Annotated in this window: 16 protein-coding genes, 1 rRNA gene and 1 pseudogene; 13 read left to right on the forward strand and 5 right to left on the reverse strand. The window is 71.2% G+C overall.

The window, feature by feature from the left end; translation table 11 throughout:
* Window positions 1–36 precede the first annotated feature (36 nt).
* From rrf to PV734_RS03970, 3 genes and pseudogenes are all read left to right on the forward strand, one after another.
* Window positions 37–153: ribosomal RNA gene (gene rrf, locus PV734_RS03960) — 5S ribosomal RNA — on the forward strand.
* A 143-nt stretch (window positions 154–296) separates the two neighbouring features.
* Window positions 297–1,415, forward strand: a pseudogene (locus tag PV734_RS03965) (hypothetical protein); the annotation flags it as partial.
* Between the two features lie 486 nt (window positions 1,416–1,901).
* Window positions 1,902–2,711 (forward strand): tetratricopeptide repeat protein, encoded by an 810-nt coding sequence (locus PV734_RS03970; RefSeq protein WP_319288896.1) that lies wholly within the window; start codon window positions 1,902–1,904, stop codon window positions 2,709–2,711.
* Window positions 2,712–2,768: 57 nt separating this feature from the next.
* Here PV734_RS03970 and PV734_RS03975 read toward each other — a convergent pair whose 3' ends face one another.
* Complete coding sequence (locus tag PV734_RS03975; RefSeq protein ID WP_319098559.1) at window positions 2,769–4,073, reverse strand: DUF1015 domain-containing protein; 1,305 nt, start codon at window positions 4,071–4,073, stop codon at window positions 2,769–2,771.
* Between the two features lie 73 nt (window positions 4,074–4,146).
* On the opposite strand from PV734_RS03975, the gene PV734_RS03980 reads away from it, so the two are divergent.
* The 4 genes from PV734_RS03980 (at window position 4,147) to PV734_RS03995 (ending at window position 8,297) form a co-directional block, all read left to right on the forward strand.
* The gene (locus PV734_RS03980; RefSeq protein WP_319098558.1) at window positions 4,147–5,175 is read left to right on the forward strand and encodes an HAD hydrolase-like protein; all 1,029 of its coding nucleotides are present in this window, start codon (window positions 4,147–4,149) and stop codon (window positions 5,173–5,175) included.
* A gap of 94 nt (window positions 5,176–5,269) precedes the next feature.
* Window positions 5,270–6,316, forward strand: a complete 1,047-nt coding sequence (locus PV734_RS03985; RefSeq protein WP_319098557.1) for a FecCD family ABC transporter permease — start codon at window positions 5,270–5,272, stop codon at window positions 6,314–6,316.
* Entirely contained in the window at window positions 6,313–7,386 is a 1,074-nt protein-coding gene (locus PV734_RS03990; RefSeq protein WP_319098556.1) for a FecCD family ABC transporter permease, read from the forward strand. The genes PV734_RS03985 and PV734_RS03990 overlap by 4 nt, the downstream gene beginning before the upstream one ends.
* Before the next feature lie 26 nt (window positions 7,387–7,412).
* Complete coding sequence (locus PV734_RS03995) at window positions 7,413–8,297, forward strand: ABC transporter ATP-binding protein (protein ID WP_319098555.1); 885 nt, start codon at window positions 7,413–7,415, stop codon at window positions 8,295–8,297.
* On the opposite strand, the gene PV734_RS04000 is transcribed toward PV734_RS03995, so the two are convergent.
* The gene (locus tag PV734_RS04000; RefSeq protein WP_319098554.1) at window positions 8,281–8,628 is read right to left on the reverse strand and encodes an alkyl sulfatase C-terminal domain-containing protein; all 348 of its coding nucleotides are present in this window, start codon (window positions 8,626–8,628) and stop codon (window positions 8,281–8,283) included. The two genes, PV734_RS03995 and PV734_RS04000, sit on opposite strands and share 17 nt — an antisense overlap.
* Before the next feature lie 42 nt (window positions 8,629–8,670).
* Between PV734_RS04000 and PV734_RS04005 the strand changes: the two genes are divergently transcribed.
* The 5 genes from PV734_RS04005 (at window position 8,671) to PV734_RS04025 (ending at window position 14,004) form a co-directional block, all read left to right on the forward strand.
* A complete protein-coding gene (locus PV734_RS04005; protein WP_319098553.1) occupies window positions 8,671–8,991 on the forward strand; it encodes a hypothetical protein in 321 nt (106 codons plus the stop codon).
* A 7-nt stretch (window positions 8,992–8,998) separates the two neighbouring features.
* On the forward strand, window positions 8,999–9,814 hold the full coding sequence (locus tag PV734_RS04010; RefSeq protein ID WP_319098552.1) for a TlyA family RNA methyltransferase: 816 nt from the start codon (window positions 8,999–9,001) through the stop codon (window positions 9,812–9,814).
* A complete protein-coding gene (locus tag PV734_RS04015; RefSeq protein ID WP_319098551.1) occupies window positions 9,811–10,716 on the forward strand; it encodes an NAD kinase in 906 nt (301 codons plus the stop codon). The genes PV734_RS04010 and PV734_RS04015 overlap by 4 nt, the downstream gene beginning before the upstream one ends.
* Before the next feature lie 184 nt (window positions 10,717–10,900).
* Entirely contained in the window at window positions 10,901–12,643 is a 1,743-nt protein-coding gene (recN, locus tag PV734_RS04020; RefSeq protein WP_319288776.1) for a DNA repair protein RecN, read from the forward strand.
* 230 nt (window positions 12,644–12,873) lie between these two features.
* The gene (locus PV734_RS04025; protein ID WP_319288777.1) at window positions 12,874–14,004 is read left to right on the forward strand and encodes a glycosyltransferase family 4 protein; all 1,131 of its coding nucleotides are present in this window, start codon (window positions 12,874–12,876) and stop codon (window positions 14,002–14,004) included.
* 19 nt (window positions 14,005–14,023) lie between these two features.
* On the opposite strand, the gene PV734_RS04030 is transcribed toward PV734_RS04025, so the two are convergent.
* From PV734_RS04030 to PV734_RS04040, 3 genes are all read right to left on the reverse strand, one after another.
* Window positions 14,024–15,667, reverse strand: a complete 1,644-nt coding sequence (locus PV734_RS04030) for a PucR family transcriptional regulator (protein WP_319098547.1) — start codon at window positions 15,665–15,667, stop codon at window positions 14,024–14,026.
* 66 nt (window positions 15,668–15,733) lie between these two features.
* Window positions 15,734–17,116, reverse strand: a complete 1,383-nt coding sequence (locus tag PV734_RS04035) for an FAD-binding oxidoreductase (RefSeq protein ID WP_319098546.1) — start codon at window positions 17,114–17,116, stop codon at window positions 15,734–15,736.
* Between the two features lie 152 nt (window positions 17,117–17,268).
* The gene (locus tag PV734_RS04040; RefSeq protein WP_319098562.1) at window positions 17,269–19,074 is read right to left on the reverse strand and encodes a glycoside hydrolase family 15 protein; all 1,806 of its coding nucleotides are present in this window, start codon (window positions 19,072–19,074) and stop codon (window positions 17,269–17,271) included.
* A 531-nt stretch (window positions 19,075–19,605) separates the two neighbouring features.
* Between PV734_RS04040 and PV734_RS04045 the strand changes: the two genes are divergently transcribed.
* A complete protein-coding gene (locus PV734_RS04045; protein ID WP_319098561.1) occupies window positions 19,606–21,273 on the forward strand; it encodes a CTP synthase in 1,668 nt (555 codons plus the stop codon).
* Window positions 21,274–21,320: the final 47 nt, after the last annotated feature.

The raw sequence follows: 21,320 nt of genomic DNA on the forward strand, positions 1-21,320 counted from the left end.
CCACCGGGTGTGGTGCGGTTGAGTGTTTCATAGTGTTTCGGTGGTCATAGCGTGAGGGAAACGCCCGGTTACATTCCGAACCCGGAAGCTAAGCCTTTCAGCGCCGATGGTACTGCAGGGGGGACCCTGTGGGAGAGTAGGACGCCGCCGAACAATCTTTGGAGGACCCCTGGTCCCAGCGTTCACGCTGGGACCAGGGGTCCTTTTTGTTTTAGAAGAAAAACAGCGCCCGGAGCGCGCCGGCTAGTCGGCTGCGCGAGAATGACTTGCGGTACCGAAGACAGGAGTCACCCATCATGTCCACCAACTCTCCCGACGAGCGCCCGGAGCGCGACCAGCGCCGCCGGGACAGTGGTGACCGCGGCGACCGTGGCGGGTACCGAGGGGCGCCTCGCGGCGACAACGATCGCCGCGACGACCGTGGCGGTTCCGACCGTGGTGGCCGACCCGCGGGTGGTTACGGTCGCCGTGATGACCGGCCGGCGGCCCCCCGACGTGACGACCGGGGTGAGCGGCCCGCCGGCGGAGGTTTCCGCCGCGACGACAACCGTGGTGATCGTGGCGGTGCTCCGCGCCGCGACGACCGCCGTGACGGAGATCGCGGGGCTCGTCCCGCTTTCCAGCGTGACAACCGTTCGGACCGGCCGGAGCGCTCGGACCGTCCGGCGGGGCCTCGTCGGGATGACCGGGGGGACCGTCCCGCCTTCCGCCGGGATGACAACCGTGGTGGTGGCGACCGCGGTGGCTTCGCGCGGCGTGACGATGATCGTGGTGGGTTCCGTGGTCGGAGTGACGACCGCGGTGGCCGTCCCACTGGCGGTGGCTTCCGTGGGCGTGACGACCGTCCCGACGACCGGGGTGGCCGTCCGGCCGGAGGCGGCGGGTTCCGTCGTGATGACGACCGCGGTGACCGTGGTGGGTTCCGTCGTGATGACGATCGTGGTGGGTTCCGTGGGCGGAGTGACGACCGCGGTGGCCGTCCCACCGGTGGTGGCTTCCGTGGACGTGACGATCGTCAGGATGACCGTGGTGGGCGTCCGGCCGGCGGTGGGTTTGCCCGTCGGGACGACCGTCAGGATGATCGCGGTGGGCGTCCCGCCGGAGGTGGCGGGTTCCGTCGTGACGACGACCGCGGTGACCGTGGTGGCTTCGCGCGGCGTGACGATGATCGTGGTGGGTTCCGTGGCCGGAGTGACGACCGCGGCGGCCGTCCCGCCGGCGGTGGCTTCCGTGGACGTGACGACCGGTCGGCAGCCCCCCGTCGCGATGACCGACGAGACGACCGACGCGACGATCGACGGGACGGAGAGCGCCCTGGGTTCCGTCGCGATGACGATCGCGGTGGGTTCCGTGGCCGGAGTGACGACCGTGGTGGGCGTCCGGCCGGCGGTGGGTTTGCCCGTCGGGACGACCGTCAGGATGACCGGGGAGGCCGTTCCGCCGGAGGCAGTGGGTTCCGTCGTGAGGATGACCGCGGTGGTAGCTCCGCCGGAGGCGGCGGGTTCCGTGGACGTGACGACAATCGCGGTGACCGTGGCGGCTTCCGGCGTGATGACGATCGCCGTGAAGGCGACCGGGGTGGCTTCCGCCGGGATGACAACCGTGGTGGTGGCGACCGCGGTGGCTTCGCGCGGCGTGACGATGATCGTGGTGGGTTCCGTGGTCGGAGTGACGACCGTGGTGGCCGTCCCACTGGTGGCGGCTTCCGCGGGCGTGACGACCGTGGAGGTCGGCCCGGTGGCGGCGGTGGTTACCGGGGACGTGACGACAGCCGGGGAGACGACCGGCGGGGCGGCGGGTTCCGGGACGAGCGTGACCGGGACCGGGAGCCGATCAAGCGGCTGCCGATCGCCGAGGACGTCACGGGCGACGAGATCGACAAGGACGTACGCCAGGAGCTCATGAGCCTGCCCAAGGGGCTGGCCGAGGAGGTCTCCAAGAACCTGGTGATGGTCGCCAGGCTCATCGACGAGGACCCCGAGGGTGCCTACGGGTACTCGCGGGTGGCCCTGCGGCTGGCTTCGCGTGTGGCCGCCGTACGAGAGGCGGCCGGGTTCGCCGCGTACGCGAACCAGAAGTACAGCGAGGCGTTGGCCGAGTTCCGTGCGGCTCGGCGGATGACGGGCAACGTCGACCTGTGGCCCGTCATGGCCGACTGCGAGCGTGGGCTCGGGCGGCCCGAGAAGGCGCTCGACATGGCCGGGGCGCCCGAGGTGCACAAGCTGGACAAGGCAGGACAGGTCGAGATGCGGCTCGTCGCGGCCGGTGCTCGGCGTGACATGGATCAGCTCGACGCGGCCATCGTGACCCTGCAGAGTCCCGAACTGGCCTCCAACTCCGTACAGCCGTGGACCGCGCGACTGCGGTACGCGTACGCCGACGCGCTGCTGGCGGCCGGGCGTGAGGACGAGGCGCGCGAGTGGTTCGCCAAGGCCGTCGAGTCCGACAAGGACGGCAGCACGGACGCCTCGGATCGCCTCGCCGAACTGGACGGTGTGGAGTTCGTCGACGCCTTCGACGAGAGCGAGGACACGGACGAGGACGAGGGCGAGAGCGAACTCGACAAGGGCGTCGAGTCCGTCGAGATCGAGTCCGCCGCCTCCACCGAGGTCGTGGAAGCGGCTTCGGCCGACGACGACATTGACGACACCGACGGCAGTGGCGTTGGTGACGATGTGGTCTTGGACGACGTCGAGGACGAGAAGCGTTGATCTGAGGTAGTCGGTCGAAGGGCGGGATCCCGGTCAGGGGTCCCGCCCTTCCGCGTTTCAGTGCGCCAGACTGCGCAGGACCAGGCCGGAGGCCGGCTTGGGGCCGAAGGACGTCGACTTGCGGGGCATCGTGACGCCCTGGCGGGCCAGGTCGCGTACGACCTCCTCACGGACCGGGTGCATCAGGACGGCCGTCCCGCCGTCCTGCTCCGCCTTCTCCACCGTCGCCGCCGTGTCGTGGATGTACGCGATGTGCGCCGGGGAGTCCTCGGGGATGTGCCAGACGTGGTCGAGGAGTGTGGCGTGCAGGACCGTCGCGTCCAGGGTGCGCCAGGCCTGCGGGTGGCCGGACGGGATCGTACGGGCCAGAAGGGCCTCGTCCGGGTGGTCCACCAGGTGGAAGGCGCCGTCGCCGGCCAGGAGGAAGGCGTTGCCCGCGGTGGCCGCCTCCGCGAGGGCGGTGAGCGCTTCGGCGAGCGGGACCGCCAGGTGACGTACCCGGAAACGGCCCTCCAGGGCTGCCAGGGCCTCGGGGACGGGCAGGCGGTGCAGCAGGCGGTGGATCGCGCGGACGCGCAGGGGGTAGCGGACGGTGTTCACGAGGAGTACCAGACCGTGGTCCCAGGGGCTGGGGGACGGATGCTCCGCGCGTAGACGCAGATACGTCGCCCAGCGGTGGTGGCCGTCGGCGATGAGGGCCTGGTGATGTGCCAGGTCCGCCTGGATCCCGGCCAGTTCGGCGGGGTCGGTGACCGCCCACAGGCGATGGCCGAAACCGTCCTCCGTGGTCGTCGAGAGCAACGGGGGGCGCTCTGCCGCGCGTTCGACCACAGCGCTCGTGGTGTGCGGCGACGCGGCGGCCGAGTCGTTGCTCCGGTAGGTGAGGAGGAGCGGTTCGAGGTTCGCGGTGGTGGCGCGCATCAGGGCCGCGCGGTCCGCCACGACGTGTGGCATGACGTCCTCGTGCGGCAGGACGACGCCTTCCGACGGCTCCGACAGGCGCAGGGCCCCGATGACCCCGCGTTGGAGATGACCCGTCGTGTCACGCTGCTCGTAGACGTACAGGGCGGGTTCGGGATCGGCGGTCAGGATGCCCTCGGCGAGCCAGTCGTCCAGGGTGTCCGCCGCCTGTTCGTTGCGGATGGACGGGGTCGCCGCCTGGGGGAGGATAAGCCGGACGATGTTGTGCGGGTCGGCCGACTCTAGGTGTATCAGGCCGTCCGGGCGCACGATGACGTCGTACGGCGGAGAGGTCACGGCGGCCAGGCTGCCGACCCGGTCGGGGTCGTAGCGCAGGCCCCGGAACGGGGTCAGTTGAAGGCCCATGCGAGCCGGTACGTCCGCGGGACCTGCAGTGTTCATTGGTGCATCGTAGGGCTGTCGGTGGCATGGGGGATGATCGGGGGAAAGCCGGTCGAACGAGGAGCGATGCACAATGAGCCAGACCGTCAGGACGCGGCCCGGAGGCAGTGCGCGGACCCTCAGTGAGGCGTACGACACGGCACTGCTCGACCTCGACGGGGTGGTGTACGCGGGGGGCAACGCGATCGTGCACGCCGTCGAGTCGCTCCAGGTCGCGCGGGACGGCGGGATGCGGCTCGCCTATGTCACCAACAACGCGTTGCGGACTCCGGACGCGGTGGCCGAGCACCTCACCGAGCTGGGCATAGCGACCGAGGGCTCGGACGTCATCACCTCGGCGCAGGCCGTGGCCCGGTTGATCGCCGACCAGGTGCCGGCGGGTGCGCGTGTGCTGGTGATCGGCGGCGAGGGGCTCCGGGTCGCGCTGCGCGAGCGGGGGCTCGAACCCGTCGAGTCGGCCGAGGACGAGCCGGTGGCTGTCGTGCAGGGGTACGGCGGACCCGAGTTGCCCTGGGGGCGGTTCGCGGAGGCGTGCTATGCCATCGCGCGCGGGGTGCCCTGGTTCGCGTCCAACACCGACCTGACGATTCCGAGCGCACGCGGGATCGCGCCGGGCAACGGGGCCGCGGTGGAGGTCGTACGCATCGCGACCGGGGCCGAACCGCAGGTGGCGGGCAAGCCGTTGCCGCCGATGCACAGGGAGACCGTGCTGAGGACCGGTGCGAAGCGGCCCCTGGTCGTCGGGGACCGGCTGGACACGGACATCGAGGGCGCGTTCAACGGGGAGGTCGACTCGCTGCTGGTGCTGACCGGCGTGGCGGACGGCGCACAACTGCTGGCCGCACCCCCGCAGCACCGGCCCACCTATGTCGACGCCGACCTGCGGGGGCTGCTGACCGGGCAGCCCGAGGTGACGGACGCGGGCGACGGTTTCCGGTGCGGGGGGTGGACGGCGACCGCGGGGGAGAAGCAGCTGGAACTGACCGGGGACGGGGAAGCGCTCGACGGGCTTCGCGCGCTGTGCGCGGCGGCCTGGACGGCTGCGGGGGACGGCACGTGCGCGTTGGACGGGGGGAAGGCGCTGGCTCGGCTGGGGTTGTGAGGGACAGAGGCTCAGGGCGTGTGAGGGGCGGAGGCTCGGGGCGCTCTCCGGGACGGGTAACGAGGCGCTAGCGAGGGTAGGCTAACCTAACCTCGTGTTTGTCGACAGCCCTCCTGAACCTCGCGCGAAGACCACCGCCCCCGCGCTCCCGAAACGTCGGGCGATACGGGCCGTTGGGCTCCTCGTCTCGCTGGGGATCCTGATCCTCGTCGCCCTCGCGAGCATCGCGATCGGTGCGAAGGAGCTGTCCCTGGAGCAGGTCTGGCACGGCCTGTTCCAGGACTCGGGGACCTACGGCGACGTCGTCGTGGGCGAGCGGGTCTCGCGCACCCTCCTCGGCCTCCTGGCCGGTGCCGCACTGGGGCTGTCCGGGGCGGTTCTCCAGGCGCTGACCCGTAACCCACTGGCCGATCCCGGGCTGCTCGGCATCAACGCGGGTGCCTCGGCGGCCGTCGTCACCGCCATCACCTTCTTCGGCGTGACCTCGCTCAAGGGATACGTCTGGTTCGCGTTCTTCGGAGCCGCCGCCGTCGGCGCGCTGGTCTGGTTCCTGGGCGGCAGCCGGGGTGCCACGCCCGTGCGGCTCGCTCTCGCGGGCACCGCGATCAGCGCCGCGCTCTACGGCTATCTCCAGGCCGTGATGATCACGGACGACGCCGCGCTCAACAGGATGCGCTTCTGGACGGTCGGCTCCCTGGCGTCGGCCACCGACGACACCATCACGCAGGTCCTGCCGTTCATCGTGGTCGGCACAGTCCTCGCCCTGCTGCTCGCCCGGCCGCTCAACGCCGTGGCGATGGGCGACGACACCGCCCGCGCCCTCGGCGCGAACCTGAACCGCACCCGCGCGCTGTCCATGGCGGCCGCGACCGTGCTGTGCGGGGCCGCGACCGCCGCCTGCGGCCCGATCGTCTTCGTCGGGCTGATGGTCCCGCACGTCGTCCGGTCGTTCACCGGCCCCGACCTGCGCTGGATCCTGCCGTACGCGACCGTCCTGTCACCCGTGTTGCTGCTCGGCGCCGATGTCGTCGGACGGATGGTCGCCCGACCTGCCGAACTCCAGGTCGGCATCGTCACCGCGGTGATCGGCGGGCCGGTCTTCATCTTTCTCGTACGACGGCGGAGGACGGCGCAGCTGTGAAGAGGAACCTTGTCCGGCCCGGCCGAGGGGGCACCCGCGCCGGCCGTTTCGTACGGACGCCGGGGGGCCTTTCCCTCCGCATCGACGTCCGTGCGCTGGTCGCCGTCGTGGCGCTGCTGCTCGCCGCGCTCACCGCGAGCGTGGTGCTGATCGGTACCGGCGACTTCCCGATCCCGGCCGGCGACGTCCTCAGGACGCTGTTCGGCGACGGGAACGCGGGCCAGGAGTTCATCGTCAACGAGCTGCGGCTGCCCCGGGTGCTGGTCGGGCTGCTGGTCGGGGCCTCGCTCGGGCTGGGCGGCGCCCTGTTCCAGGCCATCTCCCGCAATCCGCTGGGCAGTCCGGACGTACTCGGGCTCAGCCAGGGCTCGACAGCCGGTGCGCTGGTCGTGATCGTGCTGTTCTCCGGGAGCGCGGGCGCTGTCACCCTCGGGGCCCTCGCCGGCGGGCTGGTGACCGGGCTCGCCATCTATCTGCTCGCCTGGAAGCAGGGCGTGCACGGGTACCGGCTCGTGCTCGTCGGCATCGGGGTCTCCGCGGTCGTCACGGCGGTCAACGGCTACTTGATCACCAAGGCCGACCTCGTCGACGCGGCCCGCGCGGTGGTGTGGATGACCGGCTCCCTCAACGGCCGTGGCTGGGACCAGGTCTGGCCGTTGCTGTGGCTGTGCGTGGTCCTCGTACCCGTGGTGCTCGCGAACGCGCGCGGGCTGCGGATGACGGAGATGGGCGACGACGTGTCGTACGCACTCGGTGTGCGCGTCGAGCGCGTACGACTGGTGCTGATGCTGGCCGCCGTGCTGCTCACCGCGGCTGCCACGGCCGCCGCCGGGCCCGTGGGCTTCGTGGCACTGACCGCGCCGCAGCTCGCCCGGCGGCTGACCCGCTCGCCCGGCCCGAACCTGGTGGCGTCCATGTGCATGGGCGCCACCCTGCTGATCGTGGCCGACTGGGCCTCACAGCGGCTCTTCGGCGCCGACCAGCTGCCCGTGGGCGTGGTGACCGGAGTACTCGGCGGGGTGTATCTGCTGTGGCTGCTGGTCACCGAGCGCAAGGCGGGCCGCATATGAGAGATCCGCATATGAGAGGGCCGGACATGAGTGGGCCGGGGAACGAGCGGGCCGGGAGCGGCCCGGTGAACGAGAACGTCGAGAAGGGCACCCACACCGTGAACCGCCTGTCTGCAGAGAGCGTCACCCTCGCCTACGACCAGCGGGTGATCGCCGAGCAGTTGTCGGTGGAGATCCCCGACAACTCCTTCACCGTGATTGTCGGCCCGAACGCCTGCGGCAAGTCCACACTGCTGCGGGCTCTGTCGCGCATGCTGAAGCCGAGTGAGGGCCGGGTGCTGCTGGACGGGCAGGTCATCCAGTCGATGCCCGCGAAGAAGGTCGCGCGGACCCTGGGGCTGCTGCCCCAGTCGTCGGTCGCGCCCGACGGGATCACCGTCGCCGACCTGGTGGGCCGGGGCCGCTACCCGCACCAGGGCATCCTGCGCCAGTGGTCCCACGACGACGAGCGGATCGTCCGGGAGTCCATGGAGTCGACCGGCGTCGCCGAACTCGCCGACCGCTATGTCGACGAACTCTCCGGCGGCCAGCGCCAGCGCGTGTGGATCGCGATGGCGCTCGCCCAGCAGACACCGCTGCTGCTGCTCGACGAGCCGACCACCTATCTCGACATCCAGCACCAGATCGACGTCCTCGACCTCTGCGCCGAGCTGCACGAGGAACAGGGCCGGACCCTGGTCGCCGTACTCCACGACCTCAATCACGCGGCCCGCTACGCCACGCACCTGATCGCGCTGCGGGAGGGCTCTGTCATCGCCGAGGGCGCGCCGGGCGACATCGTCACGGCCGGACTGGTCGAGGAGGTGTTCGGGCTGCGCTGCCAGGTCATCGACGATCCGGAGACGGGGACACCGCTGGTGGTGCCGGCCGCGCGCAAGGCCCGCAGCAGGGCGGCTACAGGAGTTTCCTGAGGCGGAACAGGTCCCGTAGGCCCGCCTCCAGTTTCACCCGGCCCGACCCCCACGCCTTCGCGAAGTTCAGCTCCCCGGAGACCAGCGCCAGCAGGTCGTCGCCGGTCATGGTCAGCCGGATCTCGGCCTTCTCCGGGGGCGGTCCCTGGAAGGTGTCCCGCACCTCGATACGGCCGCCCCGAAGACGTCCTACGAAGGTGACGTCCAGGTCGGTGATACGGCAGCTCAGCGAGCGGTCCAGGGCCGCCGCCTCGCGTACGTCCCCGCTCGCGCCCGCCATGTTGTCCGAGAGCTTGTCGAGTGCGCTGCGGCACTCCTCAGTCGTGGCCATCGCGAACGACGGTACCTCAGCCGTTCGGGGTAGCGTCGGGGCATGAACGACTCAGTGCCCCCGGCCGCGGGCCCGGCGGAGACTCCCGTTCCGGATCCGGCTCCCGGCACGGTCGCGGAAGCGGCCGTCGAACCGGAGGCGGACCCCGCCGCGCCGGCCCCGCTGGACGTCACCCGCACCCCCACGGGCGACGCCGACGTCGACGCCCTCCTCGACCGGCTCGGCGACGCCGACCACCTCGCCACGGACGGTCATGTCGAGGTGTACGAGGATGTACACCGGGGGCTGCGCGACACGCTCACCGCGCTCGACGCCCGCCCGGGACCTCCGGCGCCCCCATCGACGTACGGCAATAGGAGCTGAACCGAACGTGGCAGGAGTGGCACGCCGCCGCCTTGACGCCGAGCTGGTGCGGCGGAAGCTAGCCCGCTCGCGCGAGCACGCGAGCCAGCTGATCGCCGCCGGGCGGGTCACCGTCGGCAAGACCGTCGCGACCAAGCCCGCCACCCAGGTGGAGACCGCCGCCGCGATCGTCGTCGTGACCGACGACAACGATCCCGAGTACGTCTCCCGGGGCGGCCACAAGCTCGCGGGTGCCCTGGAGGTCTTCGTCCCGCAGGGGCTGAAGGTCGGCGGACGGCGGGCGCTGGACGCCGGCGCGTCCACCGGTGGATTCACCGACGTACTGCTGCGCGCCGGTGCCGCCCACGTCGTCGCGGTCGACGTGGGGTACGGACAACTCGCGTGGTCTCTCCAGAGCGATGAACGCGTCACCGTCAAGGACCGTACGAACGTACGCGAGTTGACGCTCGAAGCGATCGATGGGGAACCAGTGGATCTTGTCGTGGGGGATCTGTCCTTCATCCCGCTCGGTCTCGTGCTGCCCGCCCTTGCGCGGTGCGCGGCACCCGATGCCGACCTGGTGATGATGGTCAAGCCACAGTTCGAGGTGGGGAAGGAACGGCTGGGCAGTGGAGGAGTCGTACGCAGTCCGGAACTGCGTGCCGAGGCGGTACGCGGAGTCGCCACCCGCGCAGGGCAGTTGGGGCTCGGGGTGCAGGGCGTGACCGCCAGCCCGCTGCCCGGGCCGTCGGGGAACGTCGAGTACTTTCTGTGGCTGCGGGCCGGCGCACCTGAACTGAACCCGGCCGATGTTGACCGTGCAGTGGCGGAGGGGCCTCGTTGACTCAGACCCGAGATCGTACTGTTTTCCTGCTCGCCCACACCGGGCGGCCGGCCGCCATCAGAAGCGCCGAACTCGTGGTCGAGGGGTTGGTGCGCTCCGGCCTCGGGGTGCGCGTCCTCGCGGCGGAGGCGGCCAATCTGCCGCTGCCGCCCGAGGTGGAGCTGATCGAGGAGGCCACCGCGCAGTGCCTCGACGGCTGCGAGCTGCTCATCGTGCTGGGCGGCGACGGCACACTGCTGCGCGGCGCCGAGTTCGCCCGGGCGTCCGGGGTGCCGATGCTCGGCGTCAACCTCGGTAGCGTCGGCTTCCTGGCCGAGGCCGAGCGCGACGACCTCGACAAGGTGGTCGACCGGGTGGTGACGAAGGCGTACGAGGTCGAGGAACGCATGACCATCGACGTCGTCGTGAGCCAGAACGGCCACATCGTGCACACCGACTGGGCGCTGAACGAGGCGGCCGTGCAGAAGGTGTCCGCGGAGAAGCTGCTGGAAGTCGTGCTGGAGATCGACGGGCGGCCGGTGACGGGGTTCGGGTGCGACGGCATTTGTCTGTCGACGCCTACCGGGTCCACCGCCTATGCCTTCTCCGCGGGCGGGCCTGTGGTGTGGCCCGAGGTGGAGGCGTTGCTGATGGTGCCGATCAGTGCGCACGCGCTGTTCGCGAAGCCGTTGGTGACGTCGCCGGATTCCGTGCTCGCCGTGGAGGTTCTGCCTCATATTCCGCCGGGTGTGTTGTGGTGTGACGGGCGGCGGACCGTGGAGTTGCCGCCCGGGGCGCGGGTGGAGGTTCGGCGGGGGGCTGTGCCGGTGCGGTTGGCTCGGCTGCATCATGCTTCGTTCACCGATCGGCTGGTGGCGAAGTTCGCGTTGCCGGTGTCCGGGTGGCGAGGGGCGCCTCATTAGCGCTCTGTAGGGGTGGCGGGGATCTGTGCGCGTGTGCGGGTTCGTCGTGGCTTGTCGCGCAGTTCCCCGCGCCCCCGAAAACTTCCACTCACCCGGGTGACATCTGACCGCCGATAGTCATTCGTTACCTGCGGGTTCTCTCATTCGAGGTGGGGGGCGTCGCACATCGGGTGGCTGACCTCGTATGGTCGTGTTCGTGTTGGAGGAGATGCGGATACGGTCGCTCGGCGTGATCGACGATGCGGTCGTCGAGTTGTCGCCAGGCTTCACCGCCGTGACCGGTGAGACCGGTGCGGGTAAGACCATGGTCGTGACCAGCCTGGGGCTGCTGCTCGGTGGGCGGGCTGACGCGGCCTTGGTGCGGATCGGGGCCAAGAACGCCGTGGTGGAGGGGCGGATCACCGTGCCTCCGGGCGGGGCCGCCGTCGTACGGGCCGAGGAGGCCGGTGCGGAGCTGGACGACGGGGCGCTGCTCATCAGCCGTACCGTTTCCGCCGAGGGGCGCTCCCGGGCGCATCTGGGCGGGCGTTCGGTGCCCGTGGGTGTGCTGGCCGAGCTGGCCGACGAGCTGGTGGCCGTGCACGGGCAGACCGACCAGCAGGGGCTGCTCAAGCTGTCCCGGCAGCGGGCGGCGCTCGACCGGTACGCGGGGGACGCGGTCGCCGCGCCCCTCACCAAGTACGGGGAGGCGTACAAGAGGCTGCGGGCCGTCGCCAACGAGCTGGACGAGATCACCACGCGCGCGCGTGAGCGGGCCCAGGAAGCCGACATGCTGCGGTACGGGCTCGACGAGATCGCCGCCGTGGAGCCGCGGGCCGGTGAGGACGCCGAGCTCGCCGAGGAGGCGGAGCGGCTCGGGCACGCGGAGGCGCTGGCCTCGGCCGCGACCGTCGCCCACGCCGCCCTCGCCGGCAACCCCGAGGACCCCGAGGGCATCGACGCCGCCACGCTCGTCGCGGGCGCCCACCGGGCCCTGGAGGCCGTACGGTCGCACGACTCGGCCCTGGCCGCGCTCGCCGACCGGATCGGCGAGGTCGGCATCCTCCTCGGGGACGTCGCCGGGGAACTGGCGGGGTACGCCGACGACCTGGACGCCGACCCGCTGCGGCTGGCGGCCGTCGAGGAACGCCGGGCCGCGCTCACCGCGCTCACACGGAAGTACGGCTCCGATGTCGCCGGTGTGCTGGCGTGGGCCGAGGAGGGCTCCGCGCGGCTGCTGGAACTCGACGGCGACGACGAGCGGATCGGCGAGCTGACCGCCGAACGTGACGCGCTGCGCGGCGAACTGAGCGGGATGGCGCAGGCGTTGACGGACGCACGGACGGAGGCGGCCGCACGGTTCGCCGCCGCCGTGACCGCCGAGCTGGCCTCGCTGGCCATGCCCCACGCGCGCGTGTCGTTCGACATCCGGCAGACCGAGGACCCCGAGGGTGTCGAGGTCGACGGACGTACGGTCGCCTACGGGCCGTCCGGCGCCGACGAGGTCGAGCTGCTCCTCGCCCCGCACCCCGGGGCGCCCGCCCGGCCCATCGCCAAGGGGGCGTCCGGGGGTGAGCTGTCCCGCGTGATGCTGGCCGTGGAGGTCGTGTTCGCGGGGACCGACCCTGTGCCCACCTATCTGTTCGACGAGGTGGACGCCGGTGTGGGCGGCAAGGCGGCCGTGGAGATCGGGCGCCGCCTGGCGAAGCTCGCGAAGAGCGCACAGGTCGTCGTCGTGACGCATCTGCCGCAGGTCGCCGCGTTCGCCGACCGGCAGCTGCTGGTGGAGAAGACCAACGACGGATCGGTGACCCGGTCGGGCGTGAAGGTGCTGGAGGGCGAGGAGCGGGTACGGGAGCTGTCCCGGATGCTGGCAGGGCAGGAGGACTCGGAGACGGCGCGGGCGCATGCGGAGGAACTGCTGGCGGCGGCCCGGGCGGACGGCTGACATTCGAACAGCTGACGTTTAGTGGGGTCTCTCTCACCCGAGTGAGTGACCCGCTCCGCCTCTCCATGGTTCGGAACACCCGTACGTACTGGCATCCTTGAAGGAGTACGGAATACCCCCCGTACCCGGAGGAAACAGCGCGGTACACCCCTTCCGCCCAAACCTTCTGTACGTTTCTGCGTGTCCTTTCTTCGTGACCGCCCGACGCCGAACCAGGAGCCCCCGGCCACGTGAGCCTCGCGAGCAGCCACTCACCGCACGGTCAGGCGCCGCTGCGCACCGTGCAGGTGCTCGGCGGTGGCAACGCCGGCAGCAGCGCGCATGTGCGCTCGCTGGCCGCGGGGCTCGTCGCGAGAGGCGTGCGGGTCATCGTGTGCGCCCCCTCCGACGCCGACAGCACCTACGACTTCACGGGCGCCGGTGCCGAACACGTGCCCATCCCGCGCAGCAGCGACCCCGGCTCGGTGGCGGCGCTGCGCGCGGCCTGTTCGAACGCGGACCTGGTGCACGCGCACGGGCTGCACGCCTCCTTCCGGGCCGCCCTCGCGCTCAGCGGGCGCCGTACTCCGCTCGTCGTCACCTGGCACAACCGGGCGTACACCGAGGGGCCGCGCGCCCAACTGCTGAGGGTGCTGGAGCGACGGGTCGTGAAGACCGCCGCCGTCGTCCTGGGAACCTCCTCCGACCTCGTGGACCGGGCCAGGCGGCGGGGGGCCCGGGACGCCCGGCTGTCCGCCGTGGCACTGTCCGCCCCGCGCGGGGCCGTCGGACGGGACGAGTCCGACCGGTGCAAGACCCGCGCCGAACTCGGAGCCACGGACCGCCCGTTGCTCATGTCCGTCGGCTCCCTCGACCGGCACCGGGGGTACGACGTCCTGCTGGACGCCGTACGCGCGTGGTGCGGTCTCGATCCCTCGCCGCTCCTCGTGATCGCGGGGGAGGGGCCGCTGCGGGCCGAGTTGCAGGGCCGCATCGAGAACGAGGGGCTGCCGGTCCGGCTCATCGGGCGGCGCGACGACGTGAGCGACCTGCTGTTCGCCGCCGATCTCGCCCTGCTGCCCAGCCGTTGGGAGTCGCGTTCCGTTCTCGCCCAGGAGGCCCTCCACGCGCGCGTGCCGCTGATCGCGACCGCCGTGGGAGGCGTTCCGGAGGTGGTCGGGGACGCGGCCGAACTCGTCCCCTACGGCGACGCGGCGGCGCTCGGCAGGGCTGTCGTACGGCTCCTCGGGAATCCGGAGCGCCGGGAACTCCTTCGGGAGCGGGGCGTCCGGCAGATCGCCACCTGGCCCACCGAGGACGAGACCGTCGCCCAAGTGCTCAGTGTCTACGACGAGTTCACACAGCCCCGGCCGCTGCCCTAGGGATCGGGCTCTTGTGTGGTCAGGGCAGGTGTCTGCGGGCCCGTAGCGCCAGGCTCAACGCCAGTACCGTCTGCGGGTCGTCCAGGTCGGTGCCCAGCAACTCCCCGATCCGGGCGAGGCGATTGTAGAGCGTCTGGCGGTTGAGGTGGAGTTCGCGGGCGGTCTCCGCCTTGCGGCCCGCATGGGCCAGATATGTCTCCAGGGTGGGCAGCAGCGGCGGCTTGGAGCGGTGGTCGTGGGTGGTCAGCGGACCGATCGCGCGGTCCACGAAGGCCGCCAGGTCAGGGTGGTCGCGCAGGCGCCACAGCAACAGATCGATGTCCAGGCGGCGGGCTTCGTACCACGGGAGGTCCGGCAGACCCTGGGCCGCCGTCGCCGTCTCCGCCGCGTGGCGCAGCCCCGCCGAGGCGGCCGCCCAGCCGCCGGCGACCCCGACCACGACGACCGGCGGCTGGGCGCCCGGGCGTTGCATCCCGGCGCGTTCCACGCCCGCCCGCAGCGCTGCCGCCACCCGGTCGGCGACCGTCGGGCGCTCCGACTCCGCGCGCAGGCCCACCAGCAGCGGCACCCGCCCCTCCACCGGCCGTACGCCCAGCAGGACCGGCACGCCGACCGACGCCAGCTCCTCGGTGACCGCGCGGGCCAGCACCGCCCAGCCTCCGCCCGGGGTCAGCGTGTCGCCGAGCCGCATCACCATCGGCAGCAGCGGACCGGCGCCGGGCCGGAAGCCGAGGACGCGGGCCTGCGCGGGCGCGGCCTCCGCGTCGACCCGGCCCTCGGCGAGGTCGGTGAGGAAGTCGCCCCGGCCGCGCGCCGCCAGCTCCTCCTCCTGACGGGCCTGCATCAGGACGACGGCCAGGATGCCCGCGGCCCGTTCGGCGGCCATCCGGTGCACGGGGGCAAGGGGTTCGAGGACGGGAAGCAGGACCAGACGTGCGCGGACCGACCCGGTGCCGGGCCCGCCCCCGGGGACGTCGACGAGCACGGAACCGGCGGGCGGCGGCGCGTCCCTGTGCTGGGTGCGCAGGCCCTCCCACACCTGGAGCGGATCGGCGCCCTCGGGGCCGGCCCCGGCGGCGTACAGGAGCCGGCCGTCGGCCGTCTCCAGGAACACCGGGTTGCCGCTGAAGTCCGCCAGGATGCCGAGGACCTGCGGGACACCGCCGCCGCCGAGCAGGGCCTCAGTGCAGCGCCGGTGGACCTCCTCGGCCCGCTGGAGCAGCGCGTAGTGGCCGTTGACGATCTCGGTGTGGATCTCTTCGGTGACGGCCACGAACGCCACCTCGCGGTGCAGCTGGACCAGGGGGAGGCCGGTCGCGTGGGCCGTCTCCACGAGGGCGGCGGGCAGCCGGGTGAAGCGCGGGCCCAGCTCCACGACGAGCGCCGCGATGCCCCGCTCGGCGAGGGTGCGGACGAACGCGCGCTGCTCGGCCGGTCGGGTGCCGAGCCCGTACCCGGTCGTCAGGAGCAGCTCGCCGCCCTTGAGCAGCGAGGCGATGTGCGGGACCTCGCCCGCGTGCACCCACCGCACGGTCCGCCCGAGCCGGTCGGCGCCCGCCAGGACCTCGGGCAGCCCGCTGCGCAGCCCGGGCAGTTCGAGCGCCCGCCGCACGGTGATGCCGGCGCCCCGGGTCTCGTGACGACTGTCCGTACGGCTGTCCATGCAGCGGACGCTACCCGCACCTGCGCCGCGCTGACGATCCGCGCATGGACGGCACGCGCGGCTCGGCTACGCCGGAACGATGTTGTGGTTGAAGCGGAACACGTTGTCCGGGTCGTACTGGCGCTTCACCGACGCCAGTCGGCGGGTGTTCTCGGCGCCCAGGCCCGCGATCACGCGCTCCGCGCCCTCGTCTCCGATGAAGTTGAGGTAGACCGCGCCGGTGCTCCAGGGCTGGACGCGGGTCCGGACATCGTGGACCCACTGGACGCAGCGCTCGTCGTCGGCGGGGTCCTCCCAGCAGCCGTAGGGGTGCACGGCCCAGGAGGCGTCCCGGTAGGGGACGGGATACTCCGGCGGGCCGTCGGCGATGGCGCCGCCGAGCGGGAACAGCGCGCTCTGGGTTCCGGTGGGCACGGGAAGCGCGTCCCCGAGAGCGCAGAAGACGTCCAGCAGCTCGTCGGGCGCGCCCGTCAGGTACTCGGCCGACCAGTAGTTCCGCATCCCGGGCGGGTCGTCGAGCATGCACTGGAAGTCCGCGTACGGGATCGCGGTGACGATCTCCACCTCGTGCGGCAGCGCCAGCAGCGGCTCGACGAGCTTGCGCATGTCCTCCTCGGCGCCCGCGTACGTCAGCAGCGCCCCGCACAGCAGGTGTCCGACCAGATGCGGCGGGACGAACTCCTCGGGCGGGCCGGTGAGATGGATGACCCCGCCGCTCGCCTCGACCGGGCCGGCCTCGATCACGTCGCGGTAGGTACGGGTGACCTCGGCGGCGAACTCGGGGAGATAGAGCAGCAGCGCGATGGAGAACGCGGGCAGCTCGTGCAGCCGCAGGGTGAGGGAGGTGGCGACACCGAAGTTTCCGCCGCCGCCGTGCAGGGCCCAGAACAGGTCAGGATTCTGCTCGGCGCTCGCGTGGAGCGCGGTGCCGTCGGCGGTGACCAGGTCGACACCGAGGAGGTTGTCGACGGCGAGGCCCTGGACCCGGTCGAGCCAGCCGCTGCCGCCGCCGAGCACGAAGCCGGCGACACCGGTCGTGGAGACCCGGCCGCCGGTGGTCGCCAGCCCGTGCGGCTGGGTAGCCCGGTCCAGGTGGCTCATCAGGGCCCCGCCCTGGACACGTACCGACTGCGCCGCACGGTAGACGGTCACGTCGTGCATCCGGCGCAGGTCGATCACCAGACCCGCGTCGTTCACGCCCATGCCCGCCACACTGTGGCCGCCGCCGCGCACCGCGATCGGCAGGTCCAGGTCGCGGGCGAAGTGCACGGAACGGACCACGTCGGTCTCGTCCGCGCACTGGGCGATCACGGCCGGGCGGCGGTCGATCATGCTGTTGAAGACGGTACGGGCGTCGTCGTATCCCGGGTCCCCCGGGGCGAGTACGTCACCGGTCAGGTCCTCGCGCAGTGCGGTGAGGGCTGCGCCTGCCTTTGAGGGGGAAGCCATGGCGGCCCCCTTCCGATAAGGGGCATTTATGTGCTTCCAGGGTAGGCGCTTTGGTGGGAGGGCGCCGTTTTGGGGTGCGGCGCAGTCGTGGCTGGTCGCGCAGCAACCCGCGCCCCCAAAAAAACGGGGCGCGGGTTGCTGGGCGTCAGTCCCTAGCCGCCGTAAGCCCCCGAAGCCGTCAGCCTCAGGGCCGTGTCGATCAGCGGGACATGGCTGAAGGCCTGGGGGAAGTTGCCCACCTGGCGCTTGAGGCGCGGGTCCCACTCCTCGGCCAGCAGGCCCAGGTCGTTGCGGAGGGCGAGGAGCTTCTCGAAGAGCTTGCGGGCCTCGTCGACCCGGCCGATCATCGCCAGGTCGTCCGCCATCCAGAACGAGCAGGCGAGGAACGCGCCCTCGTCGCCCGGCAGACCGTCGAGGTTCTCGTCGCCGCCCGAGGTCGTCGGGTAGCGCAGGATGAAGCCGTCCTCGGTGGACAGTTCGCGCTGGATCGCCTCGATGGTGCCGATGACGCGCTTGTCGTCGGGAGGCAGGAAGCCCATCTGCGGGATCAGCAGCAGTGAGGCGTCCAACTCCTTCGAGCCGTACGACTGGGTGAAGGTGTTGCGCTCCTTGTCGTAACCCTTCTCACACACGTCCCGGTGGATGTCGTCGCGCAGTTCGCGCCACTTCTCCAGCGGGCCGTCCGCGTCGCCGGACTCGATGAGCTTGATCGTGCGGTCCACCGCGACCCAGGCCATGACCTTGGAGTGCACGAAGTGCCGACGCGGACCGCGCACCTCCCAGATGCCCTCGTCGGGCTCGTCCCAGTGCTGCTCCAGGTAGCGGATCAGCTTCAACTGGAGCAGGGAGGCGTAGTCGTTGCGGGCCAGGCCCGTCATGTGGGCCAGGTGCAGGGCCTCGGTGACCTCGCCGTACACATCCAGCTGGAGCTGGTGCGCGGCGCCGTTGCCGACCCGGACGGGGCCCGAGTTCTCGTAGCCCGGCAGCCAGTCCAACTCGGCCTCGCCCAGCTCCCGTTCGCCCGCGATCCCGTACATGATCTGCAGGTTCTCCGGGTCGCCCGCGACCGCGCGCAGCAGCCACTCGCGCCAGGCGCGGGCCTCGTCGCGGTAGCCGGTGCGCAGGAGCGAGGAGAGGGTGATGGCCGCGTCGCGCAGCCAGGTGTAGCGGTAGTCCCAGTTGCGTACGCCGCCGATGTCCTCCGGGAGGGAGGTGGTGGGCGCGGCGACGATGCCGCCGGTCGGCGCGTACGTCAGCGCCTTCAGCGTGATCAGCGAGCGGACGACGGCCTCCCGGTAGGGGCCGTGGTACGTGCACTGTTCGACCCACTCGCGCCAGAACTCCTCGGTGGCGTCGAGGGACTGCTCCGGTTCGGGCAGCGCGGGCGGCTGCTTGTGCGAGGGCTCCCAGGAGATGGTGAACGCGATCCGGTCACCCGGCGCCACCGTGAAGTCGGCGTACGTCGTCAGGGACTTGCCGTAGGTCTCGGCGGTGGTGTCGAACCACACCGAGTCGGGGCCCGCGACGGCGACCGTCCGCCCCTCGTGCTTGTGCACCCAGGGCACGACACGGCCGTACGAGAACCGCATGCGCAGGGCCGAGCGCATCGGCACCCGGCCGCTGACGCCCTCCACGATGCGGATCAGCTGCGGGGCGCCGTCGCGAGGGGGCATGAAATCGGTCACTCTGACCGTGCCGCGTGGGGTGTCCCACTCGGATTCCAGGATCAGCGAGTCGCCCCGGTAGCGGCGGCGGGCCGCCACGGGGGGTTTCGCGTCCGCCGCGTGCGCGGGACCGAGGCGCCAGAAGCCATGCTCCTCGGTGCCGAGCAGTCCCGCGAAGACGGCATGGGAGTCGAAGCGGGGCAGGCACAGCCAGTCGACTGTGCCGTCCCGGCAGACCAGCGCGGCAGTCTGCATGTCCCCGATGAGTGCGTAGTCTTCGATGAGCCCGGCCACGTGCAACTCCAGTCGAACGGCCACGTCGCCCCCAAAAGGAAAACGGGGGTCTCGATCTTGCGGTCAAGGGTTCGTTTGTCCAGCATCGTTGAGCGGTGAAGCAAACACCAATCTTTGCTCAACGGACTGACGAGCGCTCGTTGTTCCGGGGTTACGGGCGGGGGTGGTGCCGTGTTGCCGGAAGGGCTCGGCAGCGAGTGTCCGAGGAGCATACGACGCACTCAGACGGTCCGCGTGCCGCTCCGGAGAACCCGGGTCCGCTGAACGAGTGAAGCTCTGGTGAGCGGGCACCGTTTCGAGTGAGCGCCGGACAGGGCGATGGTGACTCGTGTACGGGATACGTGTCCGCGTGTGCGCGGAGCGTGGCCGGAAGCCATCTCCTCGGGTCGCTGATACCCTGGTAGCCCGTGGACCGGTGGGCACGAAACCCCCGAACCGCAGCGACGGATCCTCCCCTGAAAACCCGGAAAGCTCCGGGCCGGGCGGCCGTACCGCACTCCAGACCGCGACCACGGGAGCCCCGCCTTGGCCATGACACCCGCTGCTTCTCGAAACAGCAACGCCACGACGACCAAGCACATCTTCGTCACCGGGGGTGTCGCCTCCTCGCTCGGCAAGGGTCTGACGGCCTCCAGCCTCGGCATGCTCCTCAAGGCGCGCGGTCTGCGTGTCGTGATGCAGAAGCTCGACCCCTACCTCAACGTCGACCCCGGCACGATGAACCCCTTCCAGCACGGCGAGGTGTTCGTCACTCATGACGGCGCCGAGACCGACCTGGACATCGGCCACTACGAGCGCTTCCTCGACCGCGACCTCGACGGCTCGGCGAACGTCACCACCGGCCAGATCTACTCGACGGTGATCGCGAAGGAGCGGCGCGGCGAGTACCTGGGCGACACCGTCCAGGTCATCCCGCACATCACCAACGAGATCAAGCACCGCATCCGCCGGATGGCCACCGACGAGGTCGACGTCGTCATCACCGAGGTCGGCGGCACGGTCGGCGACATCGAGTCGCTGCCCTTCCTGGAGACCGTGCGTCAGGTCCGTCACGAGGTCGGCCGCGACAACGTGTTCGTCGTGCACATCTCTCTGCTGCCCTACATCGGCCCCTCCGGCGAGCTGAAGACCAAGCCGACCCAGCACAGCGTGGCGGCCCTGCGGAACATCGGTATCCAGCCGGACGCGATCGTGCTGCGCTGCGACCGCGAGGTCCCCACCGCGATCAAGCGCAAGATCTCCCTGATGTGCGACGTCGACGAGGCCGCGGTCGTCGCCTGTCCGGACGCCCGCTCGATCTACGACATCCCCAAGACCGTGCACCGCGAGGGCCTGGACGCCTATGTCGTCCGCAAGCTGGACCTGCCCTTCCGGGACGTGGACTGGACGACCTGGGACGACCTCCTGGACCGCGTCCACAACCCCGCCCACGAGATCAACCTGGCGCTGGTCGGCAAGTACATCGACCTGCCCGACGCCTACCTCTCCGTCACCGAGGCCCTGCGCGCGGGCGGATTCGCCAACCACGCGCGCGTGAAGATCAAGTGGGTCACCTCGGACGACTGCAAGACCCCGGCGGGCGCCAAGAAGCAGCTGGAGGACGTGGACGCGATCTGCATCCCGGGCGGCTTCGGCGACCGCGGGGTGTCCGGCAAGGTCGGCGCGATCCAGTACGCCCGAGAGCACAAGATCCCGCTGCTGGGGCTGTGCCTGGGCCTGCAGTGCATCGTCATCGAGGCGGCCCGCAACCTGGCCGGCATCGAGGACGCCAACTCCACCGAGTTCGACGCCGCCACCGCCCACCCGGTCATCTCGACCATGGCCGAGCAGCTCGACATCGTCGCGGGCGACGGCGACATGGGCGGAACGATGCGCCTGGGCATGTATCCGGCCAAGCTCGCCGAGGGCTCCATCGTGCGCGAGGTGTACGACGGCAAGGAGTACGTCGAGGAGCGCCACCGCCACCGCTACGAGGTCAACAACAGCTACCGCGCCGAACTGGAGAAGCAGGCCGGTCTGCAGTTCTCCGGCACCTCCCCGGACGGCAAGCTGGTGGAGTACGTCGAGTACCCGCGCGAGGTCCACCCCTACCTGGTGGCCACGCAGGCCCACCCGGAGCTGCGCTCCCGCCCCACCCGCCCCCACCCGCTCTTCGCCGGCCTCGTCAAGGCCGCCGTCCGACGCAAGACGGGCAAGTAACGCCAGGGCTGTACGGTGACCGGGGCGCGCGCCTTTGGGGGTGCGTG

The organism is Streptomyces sp. AK08-02 (genome assembly GCF_033795085.1).
Taxonomy (GTDB): domain Bacteria; phylum Actinomycetota; class Actinomycetes; order Streptomycetales; family Streptomycetaceae; genus Streptomyces; species Streptomyces echiniscabiei.

What these genes read in the sequence shown, in the direction of transcription:
- PV734_RS03970 (WP_319288896.1), top strand. Translation starts at nt 1,902, where the DNA reads ATGAGCCTGCCCAAGGGGCTGGCCGAGGAGGTCTCCAAGAACCTGGTG.
- PV734_RS03975 (WP_319098559.1), bottom strand. Translation starts at nt 4,073, where the DNA reads ATGAACACTGCAGGTCCCGCGGACGTACCGGCTCGCATGGGCCTTCAA.
- PV734_RS03980 (WP_319098558.1), top strand. Translation starts at nt 4,147, where the DNA reads ATGAGCCAGACCGTCAGGACGCGGCCCGGAGGCAGTGCGCGGACCCTC.
- PV734_RS03995 (WP_319098555.1), top strand. Translation starts at nt 7,413, where the DNA reads ATGAGTGGGCCGGGGAACGAGCGGGCCGGGAGCGGCCCGGTGAACGAG.
- PV734_RS04000 (WP_319098554.1), bottom strand. Translation starts at nt 8,628, where the DNA reads ATGGCCACGACTGAGGAGTGCCGCAGCGCACTCGACAAGCTCTCGGAC.
- PV734_RS04005 (WP_319098553.1), top strand. Translation starts at nt 8,671, where the DNA reads ATGAACGACTCAGTGCCCCCGGCCGCGGGCCCGGCGGAGACTCCCGTT.
- recN (WP_319288776.1), top strand. Translation starts at nt 10,901, where the DNA reads ATGGTCGTGTTCGTGTTGGAGGAGATGCGGATACGGTCGCTCGGCGTG.
- PV734_RS04030 (WP_319098547.1), bottom strand. Translation starts at nt 15,667, where the DNA reads ATGGACAGCCGTACGGACAGTCGTCACGAGACCCGGGGCGCCGGCATC.
- PV734_RS04035 (WP_319098546.1), bottom strand. Translation starts at nt 17,116, where the DNA reads ATGGCTTCCCCCTCAAAGGCAGGCGCAGCCCTCACCGCACTGCGCGAG.
- PV734_RS04045 (WP_319098561.1), top strand. Translation starts at nt 19,606, where the DNA reads ATGACACCCGCTGCTTCTCGAAACAGCAACGCCACGACGACCAAGCAC.